General features: G+C 40.0%; 22 protein-coding genes. 5 read left to right on the top strand and 17 right to left on the bottom strand.

Translation table 11 applies throughout. The annotated features are described in order from the left end of the window. Positions 1-34: 34 nt before the first annotated feature. Entirely contained in the window at positions 35-1,279 is a 1,245-nt protein-coding gene (locus MHB42_RS07095) for a Zn-dependent hydrolase (RefSeq protein ID WP_340805245.1), read from the bottom strand. Positions 1,280-1,418: 139 nt separating this feature from the next. On the opposite strand from MHB42_RS07095, the gene MHB42_RS07090 reads away from it, so the two are divergent. Beyond that, positions 1,419-2,588 (top strand): PucR family transcriptional regulator, encoded by a 1,170-nt coding sequence (locus MHB42_RS07090; protein ID WP_340805244.1) that lies wholly within the window; start codon positions 1,419-1,421, stop codon positions 2,586-2,588. 110 nt (positions 2,589-2,698) lie between these two features. On the opposite strand, the gene MHB42_RS07085 is transcribed toward MHB42_RS07090, so the two are convergent. From MHB42_RS07085 to MHB42_RS07065, 5 genes are all read right to left on the bottom strand, one after another. Beyond that, entirely contained in the window at positions 2,699-3,196 is a 498-nt protein-coding gene (locus MHB42_RS07085; RefSeq protein ID WP_340805243.1) for a methylated-DNA--[protein]-cysteine S-methyltransferase, read from the bottom strand. Continuing rightward, positions 3,183-4,097, bottom strand: coding sequence for a DNA-3-methyladenine glycosylase family protein (locus tag MHB42_RS07080; RefSeq protein WP_340805242.1), 915 nt, complete (start codon positions 4,095-4,097; stop codon positions 3,183-3,185). Before MHB42_RS07080 ends, MHB42_RS07085 begins: the two co-directional genes overlap by 14 nt. Further along, positions 4,094-4,663, bottom strand: coding sequence for a bifunctional transcriptional activator/DNA repair enzyme AdaA (locus MHB42_RS07075; protein ID WP_340805241.1), 570 nt, complete (start codon positions 4,661-4,663; stop codon positions 4,094-4,096). The genes MHB42_RS07080 and MHB42_RS07075 overlap by 4 nt, the downstream gene beginning before the upstream one ends. A gap of 204 nt (positions 4,664-4,867) precedes the next feature. Then, positions 4,868-5,029 (bottom strand): hypothetical protein, encoded by a 162-nt coding sequence (locus MHB42_RS07070; RefSeq protein ID WP_340805240.1) that lies wholly within the window; start codon positions 5,027-5,029, stop codon positions 4,868-4,870. 281 nt (positions 5,030-5,310) lie between these two features. Next, positions 5,311-6,150 (bottom strand): MFS transporter, encoded by an 840-nt coding sequence (locus tag MHB42_RS07065; protein WP_340805239.1) that lies wholly within the window; start codon positions 6,148-6,150, stop codon positions 5,311-5,313. Between the two features lie 140 nt (positions 6,151-6,290). Here MHB42_RS07065 and MHB42_RS07060 point away from each other — a divergent pair, with 140 nt between their 5' ends. After that, positions 6,291-6,944: a TetR/AcrR family transcriptional regulator gene (locus MHB42_RS07060; RefSeq protein ID WP_340808550.1), complete on the top strand. Its 654-nt coding sequence runs from the start codon at positions 6,291-6,293 to the stop codon at positions 6,942-6,944. Positions 6,945-7,037: 93 nt separating this feature from the next. On the opposite strand, the gene dinG is transcribed toward MHB42_RS07060, so the two are convergent. From dinG to panB, 5 genes are all read right to left on the bottom strand, one after another. Continuing rightward, a complete protein-coding gene (dinG, locus tag MHB42_RS07055) occupies positions 7,038-9,812 on the bottom strand; it encodes an ATP-dependent DNA helicase DinG (RefSeq protein WP_340805238.1) in 2,775 nt (924 codons plus the stop codon). Positions 9,813-9,956: 144 nt separating this feature from the next. Then, positions 9,957-12,101, bottom strand: a complete 2,145-nt coding sequence (locus MHB42_RS07050) for a 5'-nucleotidase C-terminal domain-containing protein (protein WP_340805237.1) — start codon at positions 12,099-12,101, stop codon at positions 9,957-9,959. Between the two features lie 157 nt (positions 12,102-12,258). After that, on the bottom strand, positions 12,259-12,642 hold the full coding sequence (gene panD, locus MHB42_RS07045) for an aspartate 1-decarboxylase (RefSeq protein WP_340805236.1): 384 nt from the start codon (positions 12,640-12,642) through the stop codon (positions 12,259-12,261). Between the two features lies 1 nt (position 12,643). Next, the gene (panC, locus tag MHB42_RS07040) at positions 12,644-13,498 is read right to left on the bottom strand and encodes a pantoate--beta-alanine ligase (RefSeq protein WP_340805235.1); all 855 of its coding nucleotides are present in this window, start codon (positions 13,496-13,498) and stop codon (positions 12,644-12,646) included. Then, positions 13,498-14,334, bottom strand: coding sequence for a 3-methyl-2-oxobutanoate hydroxymethyltransferase (gene panB, locus MHB42_RS07035; RefSeq protein ID WP_340805234.1), 837 nt, complete (start codon positions 14,332-14,334; stop codon positions 13,498-13,500). The genes panC and panB overlap by 1 nt, the downstream gene beginning before the upstream one ends. A 402-nt stretch (positions 14,335-14,736) precedes the next feature. Between panB and MHB42_RS07030 the strand changes: the two genes are divergently transcribed. The 3 genes from MHB42_RS07030 to MHB42_RS07020 are packed head-to-tail and all read left to right on the top strand — an operon-like array spanning position 14,737 to position 16,488. Then, on the top strand, positions 14,737-15,057 hold the full coding sequence (locus MHB42_RS07030) for a PadR family transcriptional regulator (RefSeq protein WP_340805233.1): 321 nt from the start codon (positions 14,737-14,739) through the stop codon (positions 15,055-15,057). Then, the gene (locus tag MHB42_RS07025) at positions 15,050-15,655 is read left to right on the top strand and encodes a DUF1700 domain-containing protein (protein WP_340805232.1); all 606 of its coding nucleotides are present in this window, start codon (positions 15,050-15,052) and stop codon (positions 15,653-15,655) included. The genes MHB42_RS07030 and MHB42_RS07025 overlap by 8 nt, the downstream gene beginning before the upstream one ends. Next, positions 15,652-16,488: a DUF4097 family beta strand repeat-containing protein gene (locus MHB42_RS07020; RefSeq protein WP_340805231.1), complete on the top strand. Its 837-nt coding sequence runs from the start codon at positions 15,652-15,654 to the stop codon at positions 16,486-16,488. Before MHB42_RS07025 ends, MHB42_RS07020 begins: the two co-directional genes overlap by 4 nt. Positions 16,489-16,554: 66 nt before the next feature. Here MHB42_RS07020 and MHB42_RS07015 read toward each other — a convergent pair whose 3' ends face one another. From MHB42_RS07015 to MHB42_RS06990, 6 genes are all read right to left on the bottom strand, one after another. Then, positions 16,555-17,538, bottom strand: a complete 984-nt coding sequence (locus tag MHB42_RS07015) for a biotin--[acetyl-CoA-carboxylase] ligase (protein WP_340805230.1) — start codon at positions 17,536-17,538, stop codon at positions 16,555-16,557. Positions 17,539-17,624: 86 nt separating this feature from the next. Beyond that, on the bottom strand, positions 17,625-18,794 hold the full coding sequence (locus MHB42_RS07010; protein ID WP_340808549.1) for a CCA tRNA nucleotidyltransferase: 1,170 nt from the start codon (positions 18,792-18,794) through the stop codon (positions 17,625-17,627). After that, complete coding sequence (gene bshA, locus MHB42_RS07005; RefSeq protein ID WP_340805229.1) at positions 18,781-19,926, bottom strand: N-acetyl-alpha-D-glucosaminyl L-malate synthase BshA; 1,146 nt, start codon at positions 19,924-19,926, stop codon at positions 18,781-18,783. The genes MHB42_RS07010 and bshA overlap by 14 nt, the downstream gene beginning before the upstream one ends. 97 nt (positions 19,927-20,023) lie before the next feature. Continuing rightward, positions 20,024-20,428, bottom strand: a complete 405-nt coding sequence (gene mgsA, locus MHB42_RS07000; RefSeq protein WP_340805228.1) for a methylglyoxal synthase — start codon at positions 20,426-20,428, stop codon at positions 20,024-20,026. Positions 20,429-20,447: 19 nt separating this feature from the next. Beyond that, the gene (gene dapB, locus MHB42_RS06995; protein ID WP_340805227.1) at positions 20,448-21,245 is read right to left on the bottom strand and encodes a 4-hydroxy-tetrahydrodipicolinate reductase; all 798 of its coding nucleotides are present in this window, start codon (positions 21,243-21,245) and stop codon (positions 20,448-20,450) included. Continuing rightward, complete coding sequence (locus MHB42_RS06990) at positions 21,245-21,580, bottom strand: nucleotide pyrophosphohydrolase (protein ID WP_340805226.1); 336 nt, start codon at positions 21,578-21,580, stop codon at positions 21,245-21,247. Before MHB42_RS06990 ends, dapB begins: the two co-directional genes overlap by 1 nt. Between the last annotated feature and the right edge of the window lie 5 nt (positions 21,581-21,585).

Raw genomic sequence — 21,585 nt, 5'->3', positions numbered from 1 at the left:
TGCCCTCACCCTTCGTTACAAAATTAGAGAATGCTTAATGCAATGTATATGTTTCGCCCATACTAAATTTCGTCTGTAGCGTTAATACCGTTTCTAATAAAATATCCGCGCCCTTTACACAATCCTCAAAGGTTGTTGCTTCTTCCTCACAATGACTTTTACCTTGTATACTAGGCACAAAAATCATCGCTGAAGGAACAATGCTTGCCATATACTGTGCATCATGTCCTGCACCACTAAACATACGATGCGCAGTATACCCAAAGCGCTGACAGGCTTGCTCTACTTCATGACAAATCGTGGTATCAAAGTACACCGTTTCTCTGCCCCATAGCTTGACTGGCTGAATAGAACAGCCCGCCGCCATTTCTGGCAGTGCTAGCAAAATATCCTCAACCTGCTGCATCACCTCTGGCTTTTGATGACGTGAATCAATCGTAAACGTTACCTTATTTGGAATAACTGTATGAATATTTGGTGTAACATGCATACGACCAAATGTATAGACAAGCTGTTCATCAATGTTCCCTAGCTGCTCATGTAACTCCGTTATGATCGTTGACGCTACAATCATAGGATCCTTGCGCATTGACATCGGTGTTGTTCCCGCATGATTCGATTGCCCCGTAATCGTTAGCTCATAGCAAACCATGCCAAGCACACCCTCCACAACACCAATTTCACATTGCTGTGCCTCCAATATAGGACCTTGCTCAATATGCAGTTCAAGATAGGCAAGTGCTTCTTTTAAACGATGCTCCTTTTTCCCTTGATAGCCACTTGCCTGTAATGCCTCTTGAAAGCTAATGCCATTTTTATCTGTAGATTGCAGCATTTTCTCTTTAGCAAACTTCGAGGTAATCACCCCTGAACTCATCATGGCTGGGTCAAAGCGTGCCCCTTCCTCATTTGTAAAATTGACGATTGTAAGAGGTATCTCTATATCAATACCATTTTCTTTAATTGTTCGAATCGCTTCGATTGCTGTTAATACACCTAATACGCCATCGAATCTTCCACCCTTTTCAACCGAGTCTAAATGGGAACCCATCACAATTGGGGGTACATTCTTTTTGCCGGGCAATGTGGCATAAATATTCCCCATATCATCTATTTGAATATTCATCCCCAATGCCTCACAACACTCACAAAAATAGTTTCTCGCTAATATATCCTCATTCGAAAGAGATAAACGTGTAACGCCTCCATTATCAGTGGCTCCAAACCGACTAAATTGTTCGATTAACTCTTGCAATCGTCTACTATTACATTTATACATATGCAAGTCCTCTCTTTCACAGTAGTTATTAAACATTCTAAAATAGATAAAAGCTACGAGATATGGAGAGAAAACTAAAAAAATATGTGCAACTGCACATTCTATATGGTACGTTATGTTCATAATAAGGGGGGAAAATATGGGGACGATTCGTAAAATGGTAGAGGGCATTCAATTCCCGATGCTAACATTAGTCGCTGGACATAGTGGTACGTATCGACGCGTGACAGGTATTAATGTTGTAGAAAGCCTTGATTTAATGATGTTTTGCAGACCTAATGAATTAGTTGTCACAACGGGCATTCATATAGATGCATATGAAAATGCTCTAGAACAGCTTGTACAGCAAGCCTACGCCAAAAAGGTAGCTGGCTTTATCATTAACATAGGTCCATATATTCCTGATATTCCACAGGCTGTTATCGCTTTTGCCAATAAGCATGATTTCCCTATTTTTCAAATGCCATGGCATTATCGTATTGCCGACCTATTAAAAACAACCTTTCAATTTATTGCTAGCCACCATCAAGAGCTGTCCGTTGAGGAGAAGGTGCTATTCCATCTACTTTTTCAGGACAAGCATAACGCTCATTCGATCAAAGAGCAATTAGCACAGCTAGGATTTCCGCAAGGCAGAGAATTGGCGATTATTACGTGTACAACCATTGATACACAAGCAGCCATTGACCGCTATGAAGTGATGATTCAATTCGCTTTTCAAAATCGCTATAAGCACTTCCTAAAATTAAAGCATAAAAATCACCTTATTTTTTTAATTGATAAAGCACAAATCAATACACCAAATATTCCATTCTCAAAAATTGTTGAAGATATTTATCACAAAATTATGTTAAAAAATGGTGCTGTCGATCTAATGATTGGTAAAGGTAATTTCTATAAAGAGCTTGAGCATATTCGCACAAGCTATGAGGAGTCATTAGCGGTTATCCATTTAGCACAGCTTCACAACAATCGGTATTTATATAAATACAAGGAAATAGGTGTCTATAAAATTATTATGGCGATACAAAATCAAACGCTAATGAAGGCCTTTAGTCAGGATATTTTAGGGCAGCTTTATCGTTATGATGAATTGCACAATACCGATTATGTGTCCTTTTTGCGGATATTCCTTGAGGAAAATGGCAGCACAAGCAGAATTAGTGAGCGTCAGTTTATTCATCGTAATACAGTGCTTTATAAAATCAAAAAAATTGAAATGCTTTTAGATATGGATTTAAGTAATCCATTTACAAAAACCAATTTATATATTGCCTTTTTAATTGAGGATGTCTTAACACATCAATAAAATAAACAGCCCTCGACTCACCGTTGAGGGCTGTTTATTTTATTGCGAATGCCTAGAAATTTATTAATTTTGGTTCCCCTAGAGTTGCACCCTATTTTCATCATTAGACGTTAATTCTCTGGCTGTTTGATCTTCTCATAGTGGGCTTGTTCATGCTGGAGCAGCCATTCTTTACGCCACATACCGCCGCCATAGCCTGTTAATGTCCCATTTGAGCCGATAATGCGGTGGCAAGGAACAACGATGCTAATATTATTTTTGCCATTCGCACTACCAACAGCTCTTACCGCCTTTTCATTGTGAATAGCAAGAGCAATATCTTTATAGGAAGCCGTTTTACCATAGGTAACATTTGGTAAGGCATGCCATACTGCTTGCTGAAAGGCTGTTCCCTCAAATTGATAAGGAAATGTAAAGTCAAAGCGCTCCCCTATAAAGTATTCATCCAGTTGCTTGTAGCAGTCTAGCATAACTTGCGGTGTGTCTTGCTGTGGCATATGTACAAGCTGCTCTCGCTCTGAAAAATTAATGCCATAAATCGCTGTAGCTGTACCTTCAATTTCAATCACACCAATTGGTGATTGATAATCTAGTTTATATCGTTTCATATAATGACCTCCATAAATAGAAGGTGGCATAAGCCTGCCAGCCCTCCCAATGTTGCGCATAAGTATTGATTTCCTCTATTGTTGGCTTTTGTGCTAATGCTAGTTGTGCTTTCAAAGCATTGTGTAAGCCAACGTCTGCTATTGGAAATGCAGTAGGCTCCTGTAAACATCTCATCAGCACATAATCAGCAGTCCATGCGCCAATTCCACGAATCGTCATTAAATGCTGTTTTATTGCTATATAGTCGCCCTGCTGCCGTAATACATCCTTTGTTAACTCGCCATTTGCTATAATTTTGGCAATTGCGATTATATACTCAGCCTTTCTTTGTGAAAATTGTAGCCTTCGTAAATCTTCCACCTGTATTTCCGTTATTTTAGCAGGTGTAGGAAATAGCCAATAGCTATCACCCTCAACAATAAGCTGCTCACCAAACGATTCGATAAAACGCCTTTTTAATGTGTAGGCAAATGGTAAATTAATTTGCTGCCCAATAATTGCCCAGGTAAGCGCTTCAAATAAACAGGGAATGCCTATTACTCGCAAGCCTTTATATGTTTCGACAAGCGGCTGCAAAATTTGATCTTGCTGTGCCATTGTATAAAAGCCATGCAAATCTCTCGCTAAGTCAAACCATTCGGCAATATATTGGGCAATGTATTGTTTTTCACACGCAGTAGGCTGGTGCAATGGGAATTCAACCTTTAGTATTGCGACCTGCGCGCTAATTTTACATAAAATAAGCTGTTCCTCTATTTTCAATAGTTTGTAGAGTAGATCATCCTTAACTTGATAAAGGATTTCTTGGTCTGTTCGGTGAAAGAATGTTAAACATGCCGTAAAACTAAAGTCCTTTGGTATAGCAAGCTCTATACCATTTGCACAATCAGTCCAGTTCATAGCGCCAGCTTCTCCTTCTGCCGGTATTCTGTAGGCGAGCAATTTTTTAACCGTCGAAATACTTTATAAAAATTGGATGGGCTTTGAAAGCCTACCTCATAGCAAATTTCCAGATTTGTATAGGCTGTATGCTTTAATAAATAGGCAGCCTTATCAATTCGAATCTTTTCTAAATACATGCGAGGTGTTTCAGCAGTTTCTTGTTTAAATAACCGTTCAAGATAAAAGGGACTGATGCCAACATGCTCTGCCATATCTTGTAATGTGAGCCTGCGCCTATATTGATTGACTAGCAAGGCTATCACATGCTTAATTAGCTGCGTATGTGGAGAATGTTCGATCTCAGGCTGACATCGTTTACATGCTCGATAGCCAGCCGCTTCTACTTGTTGAATATTCGAGTAAAATTCAACATTTATTTTTTTCGGCTTTCTTGATCTACAGGAAGGGCGACAATAAATTTTAGTCGTTTTAACGGCCGTATAAAATAGCCCATCATAGGTTTGATCACAAGCTATAATTTTTTCCCACATTTCGTCAAAAGATAGCTGAATTGGTTGCTCCATCACTAGCTCACCCCGCTTTTTAACTATTGATATAAATATAGCGTATCGTTATTCTCTAGTAATTGTGCAGCATTTTCAGTTAAATGTGCAACAATTTTATCTGAAAGCGCATTGTCAAAGCTAAAACGTCTAATCCCTGATTCCTGGCAATTTGCTAATGTTGGCGAAGAAAGAAGATTAAAAAGATACCGCTTACCCCCCTTTCTATATAAGCCTTACCCTTGCTACTGCTTCTTCAAAGGGCTGCTCTGTTAAGCTTCTTAAGCCTGCTAAATGTTTAGGAGAGTCTTCAATATTGATGCCTGCTTCAATATTTGTGAATAGAGGAATATGCACATGGTTTACAATGGATTGAATAATCGCCAAATGCTGAGGAAAATCAATGCATTCACCATCTGTATATGTGCAATTCCCCAGCTTGTTCTAATATAAATGCAGATTATACATCCTTCGCTCTTGTGTAGCATGTAAGTCATTAAATACTTGAATATGCGTCATAAGGATAGCCCCCATACTGTTATCTTAGCAGGAACTATTCGCTCATTGCGTCCTCAATCTTGCTGTTATGGTCTAGTTGAGTAAGGTAATTTTACAAAAAAAGACGTCTAAGACAGTAGCTTTGTCTTGACGTCTTTTTTTGTTGTTTCTTAAGTAAGTGCTTGTTCCTTCGCATGCTTTCTCTGCAAAGCAATTTCTTGTCGTTTTTCTTTTGTTACACGTTGCCAAATTATCACTGTAATCAATCCAACAATCGTTAAGCCTAATAAAATACCGAAGAACACTTTATAGCCTGCCGTACCATCCCAATAATCTAAACAAGCGCCTGCAATAATCGGCATAAAGATTTCACCACTATAGCCTATAATCATCAGCGGCATGGAAACCGTTCCTGTTGATTCTACAGGGTAATCCCCTTCCACTAGAATCGCAAAATGCATGGCTTGTAAAGCATACATAGATGTATAAATAATCCCAATAAATATTAGGAGCATAAGGATAAAGGAAGCCTTCCCTGGTAATAAAATAAGCCCCACTAAACCTAGTGCTAATAAACTATAGCCGATTAACACCATATTAGACACACCAATTCGATCACCAATAATGCCTGCACTAAAGCTACCAACTGGTCGACAATATTGAGAGAAGTAGCCTAAAGCCGCAGCAATTAGCGTAGACGCGCCAAACGCTGCCGTCGCATAAGGTGTAATGTAATAATAGCTAATAATCATCGCATAGGACGTAAAAATAAGAATTGTTGCAAGCCAGGTTGTTGGCATTCTTAACACTTTCCAAAGGACTGCCCAATCAAATGATTTACGACTTTCCTTGTCTTCATGGCTAACCTTTGCCTGGTCAGGGTCTTTATACAGCATCATAATCATAAAGCCTAACAAAAGACAAATTACAGAATACACCGTAATAACCGCTGAAAGAGCCATTTTATCACTCATATGTTTCGCAAAAAAAGCGAAAATTCCTAAAATCACAGCAGATTGAATAATATTGGTTACGCCTCGTCCACCTTCAAAAAATCCAAAAGCTTTTCCTTTAAAGAATAATTCACATTACAAATATTGTTCGTCGGAGGGATTTTACTTTGAAAAAAAAAGAAATACAAAGGCGTCGTATGTGGAAATACTTTGTGGACGCCACAGCAGATATTATCGAAGAAGAAGGAGTAGAAAATGTAACGATCAGAAAAATTGCCGATAAAGCTGGTTATAATAGTGCTACCATCTACAATTATTTTTCAGAAATCTCTCATCTTCTATTTTTTGCCTCGATGAGATGTATGCAAGACTATACCAACGAAGTTGCCCGTTACATTGAAAAAGGCAAAGATCCCATTGAGAAATACTTATTGGCTTGGGAATGCTTTTGTCAATACTCCTTCAAACAACCTCAGATTTTTCACGCTGTCTTTATTATGGACTTAGGGGAAACACCAGAAACACTATTGGAAAATTATTATAATTTTTACCCTAATGATTTAATCAATATCCCAGAAGATTTACAGACCATTTTATTTCAACATAGTCTGACAAAACGAGGGCGTTCTATGTTAGAGATCGCTTTAAAAGAAGGCTACTTAACTGAGGGTAATGTAGATGCTATTAATGAAATCACACTTTTAATTTGGCAAGGCATGTTTACCAACCTATTAAACAATCGTAAAAACTATGATGCACAGCAAGCAACTGATATTGTTATGAAATATATTACTGAAATTGTTCAAAATGCCAACATTTTTGATGAGCAAAATAAAAACAAGCAACTTTAATTATAATAGCAGCATACTATTATTCTAACGTTAAATACTTCACCGACGCCGTGCAAAAAAATCCCTTTTAGCCGCTGCTAAAAGGGATTGCTTCTATTGCTGCCAATGATTTAGCTCTTTTAATAACTCAGGAAGCTGTAATTTCCTTACATCAATCGGTGGTAATGCCTTAATAAATTCCTTGCCATATGATTTTGTTGTAATGCGACGGTCTAGTACAATAAAGGCTCCTTTATCCTGTGAGGAGCGAATTAAGCGACCAAAGCCTTGCTTAAAGCGCATAATCGCTTCTGGTAAGGATAGCTCTGTAAAGGAATTGCGCCCTTGCGCTGTTAAATACTTGGCTCTTGCTTTAAAAACAGGCTCCTCTGGTGAGGAAAATGGCAAGCGTACAACAATCACAGAGGCGAGTGCATCACCTGGCACATCTACACCTTCCCAAAAGCTATTTGTGCCAAAAAGCACAGCATGGCTAAACTTTTGGAATGATTTTAAAATACGCATACGACTGCCTCCTGTTACACCTTGCGCAAACAGCATATAATCATCCAGCAGTTCGCTATCTTGAATTAGCTCGACTGTTTTTCGCAGCATATCCTGTGAGGTAAAGAGCACAAAGCAACGCCCCTCTGTCATTCGCACTGTACGTGTAATCGCATGAGCGACTGCCTCAATATATTCTTCCTGACTAACATGCTGAATTTCTGGCATATCTGTGACAATATATGCCTTTGCGCCCGCATAATAGGCTGGTGGTGCTTGTAGCTTCATGACTTCAATATCATTGGCAATACCTAATTGCCGTGTGACAAAGCGCTCATTGCCTGGCACTGTTAATGTCCCTGATGTCCAAACAATGCTTGCCTCTTCACGAATCGGTGCTAATACTTGATTAATAACAGTTGTGACATTCATAGGCTTTTTAAAAACATGCAAGCTACCGGGGATGCTACGTATATCAAATTCTAGCCATACTGAATTGCCATCCTGTGGTGCTAGGAAAATATCCTCCCATTCAGCAATTTTTATTTTGAGCTCACGAATCCAATAATGCCATTCTGTCACAATATAGCAATCGCTTTTATCTAACTGCTCAAGCGTGTTTTCAAAGGCTTTACCAGCCTCCATTGCAAGATCAAGCCATTGCTGAGCCAGCTTACTCACTTGCATAAAAGGCTCTTTGGCCAATGCCGCCTCCTCTAAAAATAAGGTGCGTTTACTACTAGTAGCCTGCTTTCCTTTTGTAAGCTGCTGTATTGTTTTCAAAGCTTGCTGAATGGTGTCATCGAATGCTCGCTGTAAACGGATAAATTGGGCATCGAGTCGCTGTAGGCTTTGCATCGATATACGTTGCTTCTTCTTTGCGGCAGCACTGAATTGCTGAAAAAGGGCTGTATCCTCCATTGTGCCAATTTGCCCTAAAATATATTTCCATTGCGTATAGGAGAACATCACCTCATCCTGCTGCATAGCGGCTTGAATAAATTGATGTGCCTCATCAATTACCCAGCCATCAATTTGTGTAAAGATGGGTGTTTGGCGCACTAAATCACTTAGCACCATTGCATGATTCGTCACAATACAGTCTGCCACTGCACTATTTTGTAAAGCCTGCTCATAAAAATCAAAGCTCTTAGACGGCTTGTCAGTTGGTATTTTACGTATTTTCTCTAAAAAGAGCTGGCCGCCGCCTGAAACATTTAGCTCACTTAACACACCTGTTTCCGTTTTCGTTAGCCACACAAGAATTTGTAAAATGGTCAGTGTATCGTCATAGGATTCATCTGCATAAGCCATACACTGCTCAAAGCGTTCAAGGTCGATATAGTGCTGCATGCCTTTTAGTACAGTAATATTCACTCTTGTGCCGAGAATTTCTTCAATCTTTGGTAGCTCCTCCTCTACAAGCTGCTCCTGTAAATAAGAAGTATAGGTGCTGATAGCTATTTTTTTATTGGCTGCCTGCGCATATAAGATAGCGGGCAGTAAATAGCCTGCTGTTTTACCGATCCCTGTGGAGGCTTCAATGACACACTCCTGCTTGGCATGTAGAGCTTGCCATATTGTATCCATCATCATAAATTGGGCAGGGCGCTCCTCAAAATTAGACATAGCTTTTGACATTAAGGCTACCTTCTCTGCTATAGTTTGAGGATAATCAATGGACTCCTTCGCATTACTATACTGCTTGCGTCCATTACAAATCGCCAAATGATGATAGTAATGTACATTGTCATTTGTTGTAACGTGCTGACGTTTAATTTGCAATGCCTCAAAAAATAACTGGGAAATATTTGATTTTAGACGAAACGAGCGTTTATGCATTTGCTCTAGTGTTAGCTGTGGTAGGCTTAGTAGCTCCTTCCAACAGCGTTTAAAAAGCTCTGCTGTCGCACGTGCATCATCATCCGCACGATGGGCATTTGTTAGCTCTATATGCAAGTCTGCTGCTAAATCGCCTAATTTAAAGCTAAGGGACATAGGGAATAGAATTTTCGCTAGCTCCACCGTGTCCATTTTTTTACCTTGCCATTTCGGTAAACCAGCTCGTTTAAATTCTGCCTGTAAAAAGGATAAGTCAAAATCTGCATTATGTGCGACAAATACACAATCAGCTAGCAGCTCATATATGTAATCGGCATGTGCCTCAAATGGTAAGGCATCCTTTACATCCTTATCCGTTATATGTGTTAAATCTTGAATAAAAGATGGGATCGCTTTCCCAGGGTCAATAAATTTTGTATAGGTACGTTCAATTTCCCAATCCTTCATAATGACAATTGCAATTTGAATCATCCTGTCCCCATTTGCTGGTGAATGACCTGTCGTTTCTAAATCAACAATTGCATATTTTTGACTTTCCATCATACATCTCAACTCACAGTTCACATTAGATAGATGAATTTTATCATATATTTAATTTAGCGGCATCCTTTCACCTCACCTTTATGAGCAAATAAAGACCGCAATCCTCAGATAAGATTGCGGTCTTTGCTTGTATATCGTTACATATTATTGCTGTTGAGCAATATCAACAATACGTCCCTCTGTTGTTGTTTTCACTTCTTTTAATGATTGTAATTGCTCTTGGAAGTTTTCCCAGTCAGATAAGCCTAATTCTGTAACACGACCTTCTTCATAGGCCTTTCCAAACATTTCAAAGCCATCGCCGCCTCCAGCCGTATAAGCATTTGTTGCGACTGTATATGTTTTGCCATCTTCTATTGCTACATATTGATTAGTTGTTTTATCAAAATATTCGATTGACACAACACGAGCGCCTGCTTCTTTTGAAGAATCATATTGTAATTTCGCACCTGCAATGTGTAGGAAACCACCATTTTCTTGTGGTGCATTTCTTACTGAATGTTCAAAGGCTGCCTTTAATTCTGCACCTGTAACATCCATTAATGCCAATGTATTACCAAATGGTAGGACAGTAATGACTTGTCCAACTGTAACATTACCAGCTGGAATTGCTGCACGAATACCGCCACCATTTTGCAATGCCATAACAACTGTTTTATCTGTATATTGTTGTGCTTTTGCTAGCATACCATCTGTAATAATATTTCCTAGTGCTGTTTCGTTACTACGTACACTTTCAAGGCTATCTTCACTTGCACGTGGATTTGCTAATTCCTCCGTCAACGTTACACCGATTTCTTTATTGTTTGCTGCATCTACCTTTTCTTTATATGGTGCTAATAATTTTACAAGTGCTTCCTCTTCTGCTACTTCTCCAAGGTCAATTAATTCACCCTCATACTCTGTCACAATACCATTGTCATCAAATGTTACATCAAGCGTACCTAAGTATTTCACATACTCATTTGCTTGTACGATCAATGTTGCATCTTTTTCTTCGCCCACTGTATTTGTATCAACAACAAATGGTTCATCTAATTTCTTATGATCATGTGCACCAACAATGACATCAATACCCGGGACATTTTTGGCTAATAAAATATCATTATCAACATTTGGATTATCATTATAGCCGATATGCGTTAAAGCGATAATTTTATTAACACCCATGCCTTCAAATGCAGTCACTGCTTTTTTCGCTTCATCAATATAATTGGAGAATGTCACTTTTTCTGGGGAAGAGATATCTTTCGTTTCTTCTGTTGTTAAACCGAAAATACCTACTTTTTCACCATTGATTTCTTTAACAATACCATTATAAATCTTGCCGTTTTCTGGTTCACTTGACACTAAGTCTGTAAATAAACCAGTGAATTTATCATCTGCTGAGAAGTCTACATTTGCACCAACAAATGGGAATTTAGCACCTTTTACAAAATCTGCTAATGCTTGAAGACCTTCAGGTGATGAACCTAAATCAAATTCATGGTTACCAAACACCATTGCATCAAAGCCGATTTCATTGATCATCGCTAAATCCGCTTTACCTTGGAATTCATTAAAGTATAATGTTCCTGTTAATGCGTCACCTGCATGTAATGTTAAGACATTTTCTTTTGCTTCACGTTGCTCTTTTACGGCTGTTGCTAATTTAGGGAAGTTCTCTGCGTGAGAGTGTGTATCATTTACATGTAAAACTGATAATGTAAAGCCATCTTCTGTTGGTGTTTCAGGCGTTTCTGGGACTTCAGGTGTTTCGATACCTGATTTTGTTAATGCTTCTGCAATAAAGGTTGCAAGCTGTCCACGTGTTACACTAGCATCTTCTGCATAGCCTTGAGTACTCTCTAATTCTGGTAATGTTGGAATAGAACCTAGAATTTTCGCTAGATTACCATGTGTAATCGTTTGATTTGGACGGAATGTGTCATCATCGTAGCCTGAAATAACTTTGAGCTCAGCAAGCGCTGCGATTGAACCATAATAGGGATTCGATGCAGGAACATCTGAAAAATTTGGATTTGTTACATTTTTTGTATCTAGCTGCAATGCGCCTGCAATCATTTTCGCAGCTTGTCCACGTGTAACTTTCGTATCTGGTTTAAATGTACCGCCTGGGTATCCATTGACAATACCTGCTGCATAGAGTGTAGTAATGCCTTCATAGTGGGCATGGTCTTCCTTGACATCTGAAAAAGGGCTTGCCGCTGATGCTGGTGCTACTGCCAATGCTGCTACAGCCAATGCTGCTACAGTTGCTGTGTAAAATCTGTTTCGTTTGTTTGTCATTGCAAATGATACCTCCACTAGTCAATAGAATGATAAATCTTACAACTAAATTCTACATAAATATGACACAAAATACTAGAACATTCGCAATTTTAGTAAATATGTGTTTTAAAATGCTAACTTAATAGAGAAAAGTTTAATGGTATTGCTTATTTTTTTACATCACCGTTGCTTCTGGCTCATAAGCAATCATTTCTCGAATTGTATTGCCCTCGCCCATAATGGCAACAGTTGGCTTATGATTTTTTGCCTCATCATTATCCACATATGCATAGGACATAATAATAACAATATCGCCACGTTGGACAAGTCGTGCTGCTGCGCCATTTACACAAATGACACCTGACCCTCGCTTGCCCGCAATAATATATGTTTCAAAGCGAGCGCCATTGTTATTATTGACAACATGTACCTTCTCGTTTGCCAGCATCCCTACTGCATCTAAAATATCCTCATCAATAGTGATCGAGCCAACATAATTTAAATCAGCCTGTGTCACTGTCGCGCGGTGAATTTTACTATTCATCATCATTCGTAGCATTTTACAGTCCCTCTTTCACAGTAAAAATACAATTATCAATTAAGCGTGTTTTGCCAATATAAACGGCGGCTGCTAATAGCACCTGCTCGGTTGTCGCTGTAACAGGTGTTAAATCTGGGTATGCCAATAATTCAATGTAATCAATATTGCCATGTGTTCTCGCCTGAATATGAGCCTTTGCCTTTGCAAGCGCACTTGCGGCATTACCAGTTGCTAAAAAGCTATCCCGAGCTAGCTGTAGGGCTTCGTAAATAGCAGGAGCCTCCTGACGCTCTCGCTCGCTTAAATAAACATTACGAGAGGATTTTGCCAAGCCATCCGCCTCACGTACAACTGGTATAACACGCAGCTCTAAAGGGAAATTAAAATCCCGTACCATTGTGGCAATAATCGCAACCTGCTGTGCATCCTTTTGCCCAAAATATGCTCGTGTTGGCTGTGTTAAATGAAATAATTTCGCTACAACCTGTAACACGCCATCAAAATGCCCCGGGCGACTCGCTCCGCACAAAATGGTTGCTTGCTGACCTGCCGCAATACGAATGCCACCATCATGTGGATACATTTCTTCCACGCTTGGCGCAAATACAATATCGACACCAGCAGACTCCGCTAAAGCTGTATCTCTAGGTAAATCCCGAGGATAGCTTGCAAAATCTTCATTTGGTCCAAATTGTGTTGGGTTCACAAAAATACTCATCACAACAACATCATTTTCAGCACGAGCTGCCTGTGCCAATGTTAAATGCCCATCATGTAAATAGCCCATCGTTGGCACAAGCCCAATTGTTTGTTGCGTTTGCTTTGCTGCTTGTATTTCTGTCGTTAATGCTTGGATTGTCGTTACGACTTTCATTACTTGACGCCTCCATATAGCTGATCCAATGCTTCCTCTTTCATCGTAAAGAAGTGCGCTGGTGCGGGGAATGTGCCAGCTTTGACCGCCTCTACATACTCCACCATACCACTGCTTGCTTCCTTGCCCATATCTGCGAATTGCTGGACAAACTTTGGTACATGATGTGAGCCGTAGCTGAGCATATCGTGGTATACAAGCACCTGTCCATCAGCCTCTACTCCTGCACCGATGCCGATTGTTGGAATAATAAGATTTGCTGCCACAAGCTCTGTTAGCTGATGTGGGATACATTCTAATACAACCGCACAAGCACCAGCCTCCTCGCACTTTTTAGCATCCTCAATCAGCGCGGCAGCCTGCTCAGCCGTTTTCCCTTGCACCTTATAGCCACCAAGCACGCCTGCTGACTGTGGTAATAAGCCTAAATGGGCAACGACTGGAATACCAGCAGCCGTTAATTTTTGAATAACAGCAATCACCTCGCCAGCACCCTCTACCTTCAAGGCATCTGCACCCGTTTGCTGCATCATGGAAATGGCTGTTTTTAATGTGTCATGAATAGCACCGTGATACGAGCCAAATGGCATATCCACCACCACAAAAGTATCCTTTGCACCACGTCGTACTGCTTTTGCATGATGTACCATATCCGCTACTGTTACTGGCATTGTAGAATCATAGCCAAGCACGACCATTCCTAGTGAATCTCCGACAAGAATCATATCAACACCCGCAGCTTCAGCAAATTTAGCAGCGGGATAATCATAGGCAGTGATCATCGCTATTTTCTCGCCTGCTGCTTTCATTTTGATAAAATCTGAAGTTGTTTTCATTTTTACTCCTCCTTTTTAAGGGAAGAAAACAAAAATACCCTTCTGTGCTAAAAATGGACAGAAGGGCTGTGCTTTGTTCATGGGGAATAGACCTGTTGTATTAAACAAAGGTCATAACGTAAGCTTGATTAGTATATCCCAAGCCTATTGAACATATCGTTTTCTTCCGTCCCTGTCTTTTCAAGATCAAGGCAGATATTTATTGTTTGTAAGTTTTGCGCTTGTGAAGGTGCCGTTCACAATGGATACTGCCCTTCAGCACATACTATAACAATAATCCTCGTAATCTTCAAATATTATTTTTTAATTATTTGACAAACAATACTATACGTCATATACTATTAACATACTATATGACATATAATATAAAATGAAGTATAGGTTTGAATGTGAGGTGGAAAGATGACATTTCAGCTAGGTTCAGCTTTACTGGATGCTTGTGTACTCGCCATTGTTGATAAAGAGGATGCTTATGGTTACTCATTAACACAGCAGGTGCAAGCCGTGATGGATATATCCGAGTCCACACTGTATCCTGTATTACGTCGCTTGCAAAAAGCCAACTACTTAACAACCTACGATCAGCCCTTTCAAGGTAGAAATAGACGCTATTATCAAATTACGGAGCAAGGACGTATACGATTATTGGAGCTATTGAAGGAATGGCAAACGTATAAGGAAAAGGTTGATTGTGTACTTTTAGGAGGGAATTTAGATGGATAGAGCAAGCTACTTAAAAAAGCTACGAAAAAAATTACATCGGCTTCCTGCGCATGAGTTAGATGCTGCGCTTGCCTATTATGAGGAATATTTTGACGAGGCGGGAGAGGGTAATGAGCAACAAGTGATTGCACAATTAGGCTCCCCTTCACATGTTGCTGCACAAATATTAGCGGATTTTGCCTTAAAGGATTTGGACACCCCTTCCGCAAAATCAACAACAAAGAATATGACCGCTATTTGGCTAATTATTTTAGCCATTCTATCTGCGCCGCTCTCATTACCATTATTAGCAGCAGCTATTGCACTTATTTTTTCCTTTGGGGTTGTAATTGCTAGTATTATCTTTGCGATTGGTGCTACTGCTGCAAGTATTTTCGTCAGTGGCATTGCTGCAGTTATTGGAGGCATTCTGATTTTAACAGAGCATTGGCCAACTGCACTGCTCTTTATAGGGGTCGGTTTTATTATTACAGGATTAGGTGTGTTAATCTTCCCGCTTATTATGCGTGCGATCAAGAAAATCGTCCTTATTTCAATTGAAGCCTTAGGGAGATTATTCCATACAATAACGAAAAAAAGAAAGGGGGCTTCTAAATGACTGCAAAGCACACCCTTATTGCTCTAGCAATGATTTCATTAGGCATTTTACTAGCGCTTATTGGTTATTTTTCAGGCGGTCGCTGGCTTATTATTAAAGATGAGGATGGCTTTCATGTGCCAAGCAAGCAACAATTGGCAAGTCAATCTTATACACTCGATGCATTTACAAATATAGATATTCGCAATGATTATGGCGATGTGGAAATTATTGCAGCTGGTAGTGATTATAAGCTGGAAATAAAGGCGCTTGAGGAGCAGGATATCACATATCAGATTGACAATGACACATTGTTTATTGAAACAGCCACAAAGAACAAGAATCGTATAGAATTTGGCTTTGGTAGCTGGCATTCTCCCTCTATCAAAATCTATGTACCAGCAGATAATGAGCTAAGTACACTAACGATCAACAATAACTTTGGCGATATAGCTATTCATCAGCTTCATTATCAACAGCTAGACCTTCAGCAAGATTATGGTGATATTATGTTTGAACAGACAGCTGGTGAAAAAACAACGATTAATCAATCCTTCGGTGATATAACATTCCAGCAAGCGATCAATAATGGTTTAACAATTGATAGTGAGCATGGCGATATTGATATGAACGGCACGCTTTATGGCTCATCTACGATTACCTCCAGCTTTGGTGATACAACGCTGCATTTACAAAATAGCAAGGACGATATTGGCTTCGACCTAACAACAAGCTTTGGTGATATTACAATTAATGATAAAGAACAAGGTAATACCGTATCACAAGTATACAATGGTGAGCATCAGCTTACTATTTCCTCATCAAATGGTGATATCGACTTATCATTAAAATAGCGTTTACCCGCACTGCTCTTTCAAATAAAGAAAAGCTGCAAGTTTTATCTTCTTGCAGCTTCTTTTTTATAGTAATTTAATATCGCCAGCATAAATTGTTCGCACAGTGCCATCATCCTGTGTTAGCTGTAACACACCATCATCTGTAATGCCGCTCGCAACACCTTCAAAGCGCTCTCGAATTGTTGTTACTTCAATGCGCTGCCCAATTGTACAGGATAGTTGCTCCCACAACGCTTTTATACTTGCAAAACCTTCCTTTACATATAACGCTGTAAATTGCTCTAAATAGTGCAAGATGGATGCGACTAGTGTAGCACGATTAATTTCCTCGCCTGCCTCTAAGCGTAAGGATGTGGCAATATCAGCAATATCAGGCGAAAAATCAGCAGCTACTTGATTCGCATTAATCCCAATGCCTACAAGCAATGCTTGCACACAGTCCGCCTCAGCCTGCATCTCCGTTAAAATACCCGTACATTTTTTACCATTCACCAATAAGTCATTCGGCCATTTAATTGCTGGCTCTATATCCTTATACAATGTTTTAATCGCCATTGTAATGGCTACTGCTACAACAAGCGTATAGGACGATGCTTGCTGAGGTGTCACATCTGGTCGCACAATAACTGTCATCCATATACCTGTGCCATGTGCGGACTCCCATGGGCGAGCCATACGACCACGCCCTGCTGTTTGTTCCTCGCCAATGACGACCGTGCCATGTGGAGCGCCTTCTTGTGCAAGCTTATGGGCAATAATTTGGGTAGAATCTACAACATCATAATAATGAATTTCACGTCCAAAGTGCTCTGTTTGTAAAAATAATTCAATTTGTGTTGGGCTTAAGCTATTCGGTACACCCGTTAGGACATAGCCTTTCTTCTTAATGGTTTCAAAGGTATAGCCTTCCTCCTGGAGCGTCTGCATATGCTTCCAAATAGCCGTTCGTGAAACACCAAGCGCATCTGCTAAGTCCTGACCTGATACCGCTTCCCCATCTGCCTCTAATAGGCTTTTTAAAATTTTATCCTTTATGGAATTTGTCATGTTTCCATCAATCCTTTTGTCAACTTCACTATTTTAGTCTAGATCATACTGTAAATCCGTGCAAGGGGGCGGCTTTGAATGCTTCCTTAAAAATAGTGTTGTGCTAACCACTTTTTTATTTGCTGTCGATCATTTTGTAGCTCTCGCTGCAGAATAGCTTGCAATATCTTTGCTAATGCCTCCTTTACCCAAGGACCACCCTTTTTACCAGACCATTTCAGCAAATCCGTACCATTAACAACAAGCTCCTGCTTATGGTGAATCGGTAGCTGTGCTTGTAGCTCACGAATACTTTGCTGTGGATATGGCACATTTAGCTGCCTTAATTGTGCAAAATAACATGCTACCTCCAGCTCCTGCTCTGTATACATAAAATAATGCTCATTTGTCCAGCCATCTGCCAAAGCTTGAAAGGCTGTAATCACAGCTTGAATAAATGCCATTTCCTTATTGGATAGTCGGTAATTTCGCACGATCTCCTGCCAATGCTCTCCCTGTAATAAGGCAAAATATGCCCAGCCTACAAGCTTATCCTCAGTATGAAAATAGTGCCAATCTTCAGCGTGGAAGTTGCCTGCTAAATAAGCAGCTAGGTTACTCTCCTCTAATTGAAGAATAGCACGATAAACAGCTTGTCCTACCCATAGCTTATCAAGCTCTGCTTTAATACGCTCTTTCGCAATAAAGGCAAGATCAGCCGCTTGGTAGCGGATAGCAGCTAGTGTATCTGCTACTATTGTAAAATCAAGCTGCGCAGAAAAGCGAATGGCTCGCAGCATGCGTAAAGCATCCTCTGCAAAGCGCTTTTGTGCATCACCAACAGCTCGAATGACTCGCTGCTCGATATCTTGGCGACCACCATAAAAATCAACAATAGAACCATCTCGTCTTAGAGCAAGCGCATTCATTGTAAAGTCACGTCGTTGCAGGTCTTCCTTTAGTGAACGCACAAAATAAACTTGCTCTGGTCTGCGATGATCCGTATATTCGCCATCCGTGCGATAGGTTGTGACCTCAACAGAGCCAGCAGGTACGATCACAAGTACCGTCCCATGCTGAATCCCAATATCTACGGTTCGTGGAAAAACCGCTTTTACTTCCTCAGGCATCGCATTTGTCGCAACATCGACATCATGAGCAGGTCGTTGCAGTAAAGCATCCCTTACTGCACCGCCAACAATAACCGCCTCAAAGCCAGCCTGCTCTAGCTGTTGAATCACGACATACGCTGCCTGCCATTCTTTATTGTTTTGCATGATTTTTTTCTGCAACCCTCTCATATAGCTGTTCATATTGCTCAACAATTTTAGAGGAATGGAATTTATCGCTCACGGCGCGAATCGCAGCCTCTCTAAAACGCAGTAACTGTTCTTCATTTTGCAATAAGCGAACTGCATACTCTGCTACTGCATCTGTATCCCCTTGTTCTACGATATAGCCATCTACGCCATGCTCAATAACCTCTGGGATTCCCCCTACATTTGATCCGATACAAGGCACGCCACAAGCCATTGCCTCTAACAGCACAAGCCCAAATGACTCTTGCTGTGAGAGTAGAAGTTTCAAGTCGCTAATCGCATATAATTCAGCTAGGTTTTCTTGTTTCCCTAAAAATAAAACATCACTCATATATGGACTCTCCTTTACTTGATCCATAACACGGTGCTTTTCAGGGCCATCCCCTACTAATAATAGTTTAGCCTTCATATTTGCGCGGATTTTCATAAATGCCTCTACAATATGTGGAAGGTTTTTAATTTTACGGAAGTTTGATACATGAATAATAACTTTTTCATCTTCCTCTATACCGAATTGTGCTTTTAAGTTTCCTGGATTGCGAGGGAAGTACTCACGCTCATCCACAAAGTTATAGATTGTATCAATTGGTTTTGTTGTATCAATCAATTCATATGTTTGCTCTTTTAGGGCATGTGATACAGTCGTAACAATATCCGATTTATCAATACCATACTTGATAGCCTGTGACAGTGTAGAATCTTGCCCTAACACCGATATATCTGTACCATGAAGCGTTGTGACGATGCCAATATCTTGACCGCTCATTTCGCGTGCTAGCACCGCACATACTGCATGTGGAATTGCATAATGCACATGCAACACATCCAACCCTTCATCCTTGATGACGTCTGCCATTTTACTCGCTAATGCAATATCGTATGGTGAATATTGAAATACTGAATAATTATTAACTTCGACTTCATGGAAAAAGACGGTTGGATAAATTTTGTTCAAACGAAATGGTACGCTTGAGGTAATGAAATGAATTTCATGTCCTCTTTCTGCAAGCATTTTGCCTAATTCTGTTGCGATAACACCAGAGCCTCCAACTGTTGGATAACAAGTAATGCCTATTTTTAGCTTTTTCATTCGATATTCATCCTTTCTTTATCACGCCTTTTATCTTGGTTCAACAAATTCTTTTTGTATCGAAAGCGAAGCGACAATTACGCTGAGGCGTAATTGATTAATTGCGTCTTTCTTGTATCATTCTCCAATCCACAAAGCCTTCCTGTAGGCCCTTTAGTAGTATTTCTGCTGTACCCATATTTGTTGCCAGTGGCACTTGGTAAACATCACAAAGACGGATAAGTGCAGAAACGTCTGGCTCATGTGGTTGTGCTGTTAAAGGATCACGGAAAAAAATGACCATGTCCATATCATTATTGGCAATCATTGCGCCAATTTGTTGGTCGCCACCAAGAGGACCTGAACGAAAACGTGTAACCTCTAAACCAGTAGCTTCAATTACACGTTGTCCTGTTGTGCCCGTCGCATATAGGGTATGCTCCTGTAAAATATTTTGGTAAGCAATAGCAAACTGTACTAAATTATCTTTTTTATGATCGTGTGCAATTAATGCGATTTTCATATAGCTTCCATCCCCATCTTTAAATGATGTTTTCTAAACCATATACAAGCTGATCCATTTTCATAACCTCTTCTATACAAAATGCCACACCTGACATAAAAGAGTTACGATTTAGTGAATCATGGCGAATTGTTAACAGCTGCCCATCCCCTCCAAATAATACTTGCTGGTGTGCCACTAAACCCGGTAAGCGTACGGAGTGAATACGCATGCCATCAATATCTCCACCTCTTGCACCTGCAATGGTTTCTTTTTCTTCTGGATGTCCTTGAGCTTTTGGTGCACGAACCTCTTGTATTAATTGTGCAGTTTTTACGGCTGTGCCAGAGGGTGCATCAAGCTTTTGATCGTGGTGCATTTCTATAATTTCTACATCAGGTAAGTATTTTGCTGCTTCTTTGGCGAATTTCATCATTAAAATAGCACCGATGGCAAAGTTGGGTGCGATAATACAGCCTAGTTCTTTTTCTTTAGCTATTGCTGTTAATTCCTCAAGCTGTACATCTGTAAATCCCGTTGTACCAATGACAGGTCGCACATTTAATGTCAATGCCTCTTTAGTATGTTTGTATACTGCATGGGGATTTGTTAGGTCTACTAGTACGTCTGGTGCAGTTGCTTCTACAAGCTCATGCATATCTGTAAAGATAGGTGCTGTGTAACTGGCTGGAAACATTTCTAAATCAGCTAATGTTTTTCCTACTTCCTTATAATCTAGTACAGCTACTAATTCCATTTTGTCATGTTTCATAACCGTATGTACAGCCTCAGCTCCCATTTTTCCTCTTGCTCCTGCAATGGCTACACGAATCGACATTATTCTTCATCCTTTCTTGTCCAACGATCCTTATCTCTCGTTTCAAACTTATGTATGACGCGTAAAAGTGCTTGATCTAATTGAATGCCTTGTGCATTTGCAAAGCATACTAGGACAAAGAAAAAGTCCCCTAGCTCTTCTTCAATACTATTTGTTCCTTCCGTACTCTTTTTCTTTTTTTGCCCGTATACATCCTGCACTTCACGCGATAGCTCACCAAGCTCCTCTGTAAGACGCGCTAATAGCTCAAATGGTGGAAAATAGCCTTCTTTAAATTGTCCTATATAATCATCCACACGTTGTTGCAGAGCTTGCATTGATAGTTGTTCTGTCATAGTTC

Source organism: Lysinibacillus sp. FSL K6-0232 (assembly GCF_038008325.1).
Classification (GTDB): Bacteria; Bacillota; Bacilli; order Bacillales_A; family Planococcaceae; genus Lysinibacillus.
Note: the sequence above shows the minus strand (reverse complement) of the source record. Positions and strands in the feature narration are given on the sequence as shown.

Bases quoted from the DNA above. Each gene is read 5' to 3' on its own strand.
- mgsA (WP_340805228.1), bottom strand. From the start codon at position 20,428: ATGAAAATCGCATTAATTGCACACGATCATAAAAAAGATAATTTAGTA.
- MHB42_RS07075 (WP_340805241.1), bottom strand. From the start codon at position 4,663: ATGGAGCAACCAATTCAGCTATCTTTTGACGAAATGTGGGAAAAAATT.
- bshA (WP_340805229.1), bottom strand. From the start codon at position 19,926: ATGAAAAAGCTAAAAATAGGCATTACTTGTTATCCAACAGTTGGAGGC.
- MHB42_RS07025 (WP_340805232.1), top strand. From the start codon at position 15,050: ATGGATAGAGCAAGCTACTTAAAAAAGCTACGAAAAAAATTACATCGG.
- panD (WP_340805236.1), bottom strand. From the start codon at position 12,642: ATGCTACGAATGATGATGAATAGTAAAATTCACCGCGCGACAGTGACA.
- MHB42_RS07015 (WP_340805230.1), bottom strand. From the start codon at position 17,538: ATGACAAATTCCATAAAGGATAAAATTTTAAAAAGCCTATTAGAGGCA.
- MHB42_RS07080 (WP_340805242.1), bottom strand. From the start codon at position 4,097: ATGAACTGGACTGATTGTGCAAATGGTATAGAGCTTGCTATACCAAAG.
- dapB (WP_340805227.1), bottom strand. From the start codon at position 21,245: ATGTCGATTCGTGTAGCCATTGCAGGAGCAAGAGGAAAAATGGGAGCT.
- MHB42_RS07010 (WP_340808549.1), bottom strand. From the start codon at position 18,794: ATGCAAAACAATAAAGAATGGCAGGCAGCGTATGTCGTGATTCAACAG.
- MHB42_RS07020 (WP_340805231.1), top strand. From the start codon at position 15,652: ATGACTGCAAAGCACACCCTTATTGCTCTAGCAATGATTTCATTAGGC.
- MHB42_RS07030 (WP_340805233.1), top strand. From the start codon at position 14,737: ATGACATTTCAGCTAGGTTCAGCTTTACTGGATGCTTGTGTACTCGCC.
- panB (WP_340805234.1), bottom strand. From the start codon at position 14,334: ATGAAAACAACTTCAGATTTTATCAAAATGAAAGCAGCAGGCGAGAAA.
- MHB42_RS07060 (WP_340808550.1), top strand. From the start codon at position 6,291: ATGTGGAAATACTTTGTGGACGCCACAGCAGATATTATCGAAGAAGAA.
- MHB42_RS07050 (WP_340805237.1), bottom strand. From the start codon at position 12,101: ATGACAAACAAACGAAACAGATTTTACACAGCAACTGTAGCAGCATTG.
- MHB42_RS07085 (WP_340805243.1), bottom strand. From the start codon at position 3,196: ATGAAACGATATAAACTAGATTATCAATCACCAATTGGTGTGATTGAA.
- MHB42_RS07095 (WP_340805245.1), bottom strand. From the start codon at position 1,279: ATGTATAAATGTAATAGTAGACGATTGCAAGAGTTAATCGAACAATTT.
- MHB42_RS06990 (WP_340805226.1), bottom strand. From the start codon at position 21,580: ATGACAGAACAACTATCAATGCAAGCTCTGCAACAACGTGTGGATGAT.
- MHB42_RS07090 (WP_340805244.1), top strand. From the start codon at position 1,419: ATGGGGACGATTCGTAAAATGGTAGAGGGCATTCAATTCCCGATGCTA.
- panC (WP_340805235.1), bottom strand. From the start codon at position 13,498: ATGAAAGTCGTAACGACAATCCAAGCATTAACGACAGAAATACAAGCA.
- dinG (WP_340805238.1), bottom strand. From the start codon at position 9,812: ATGATGGAAAGTCAAAAATATGCAATTGTTGATTTAGAAACGACAGGT.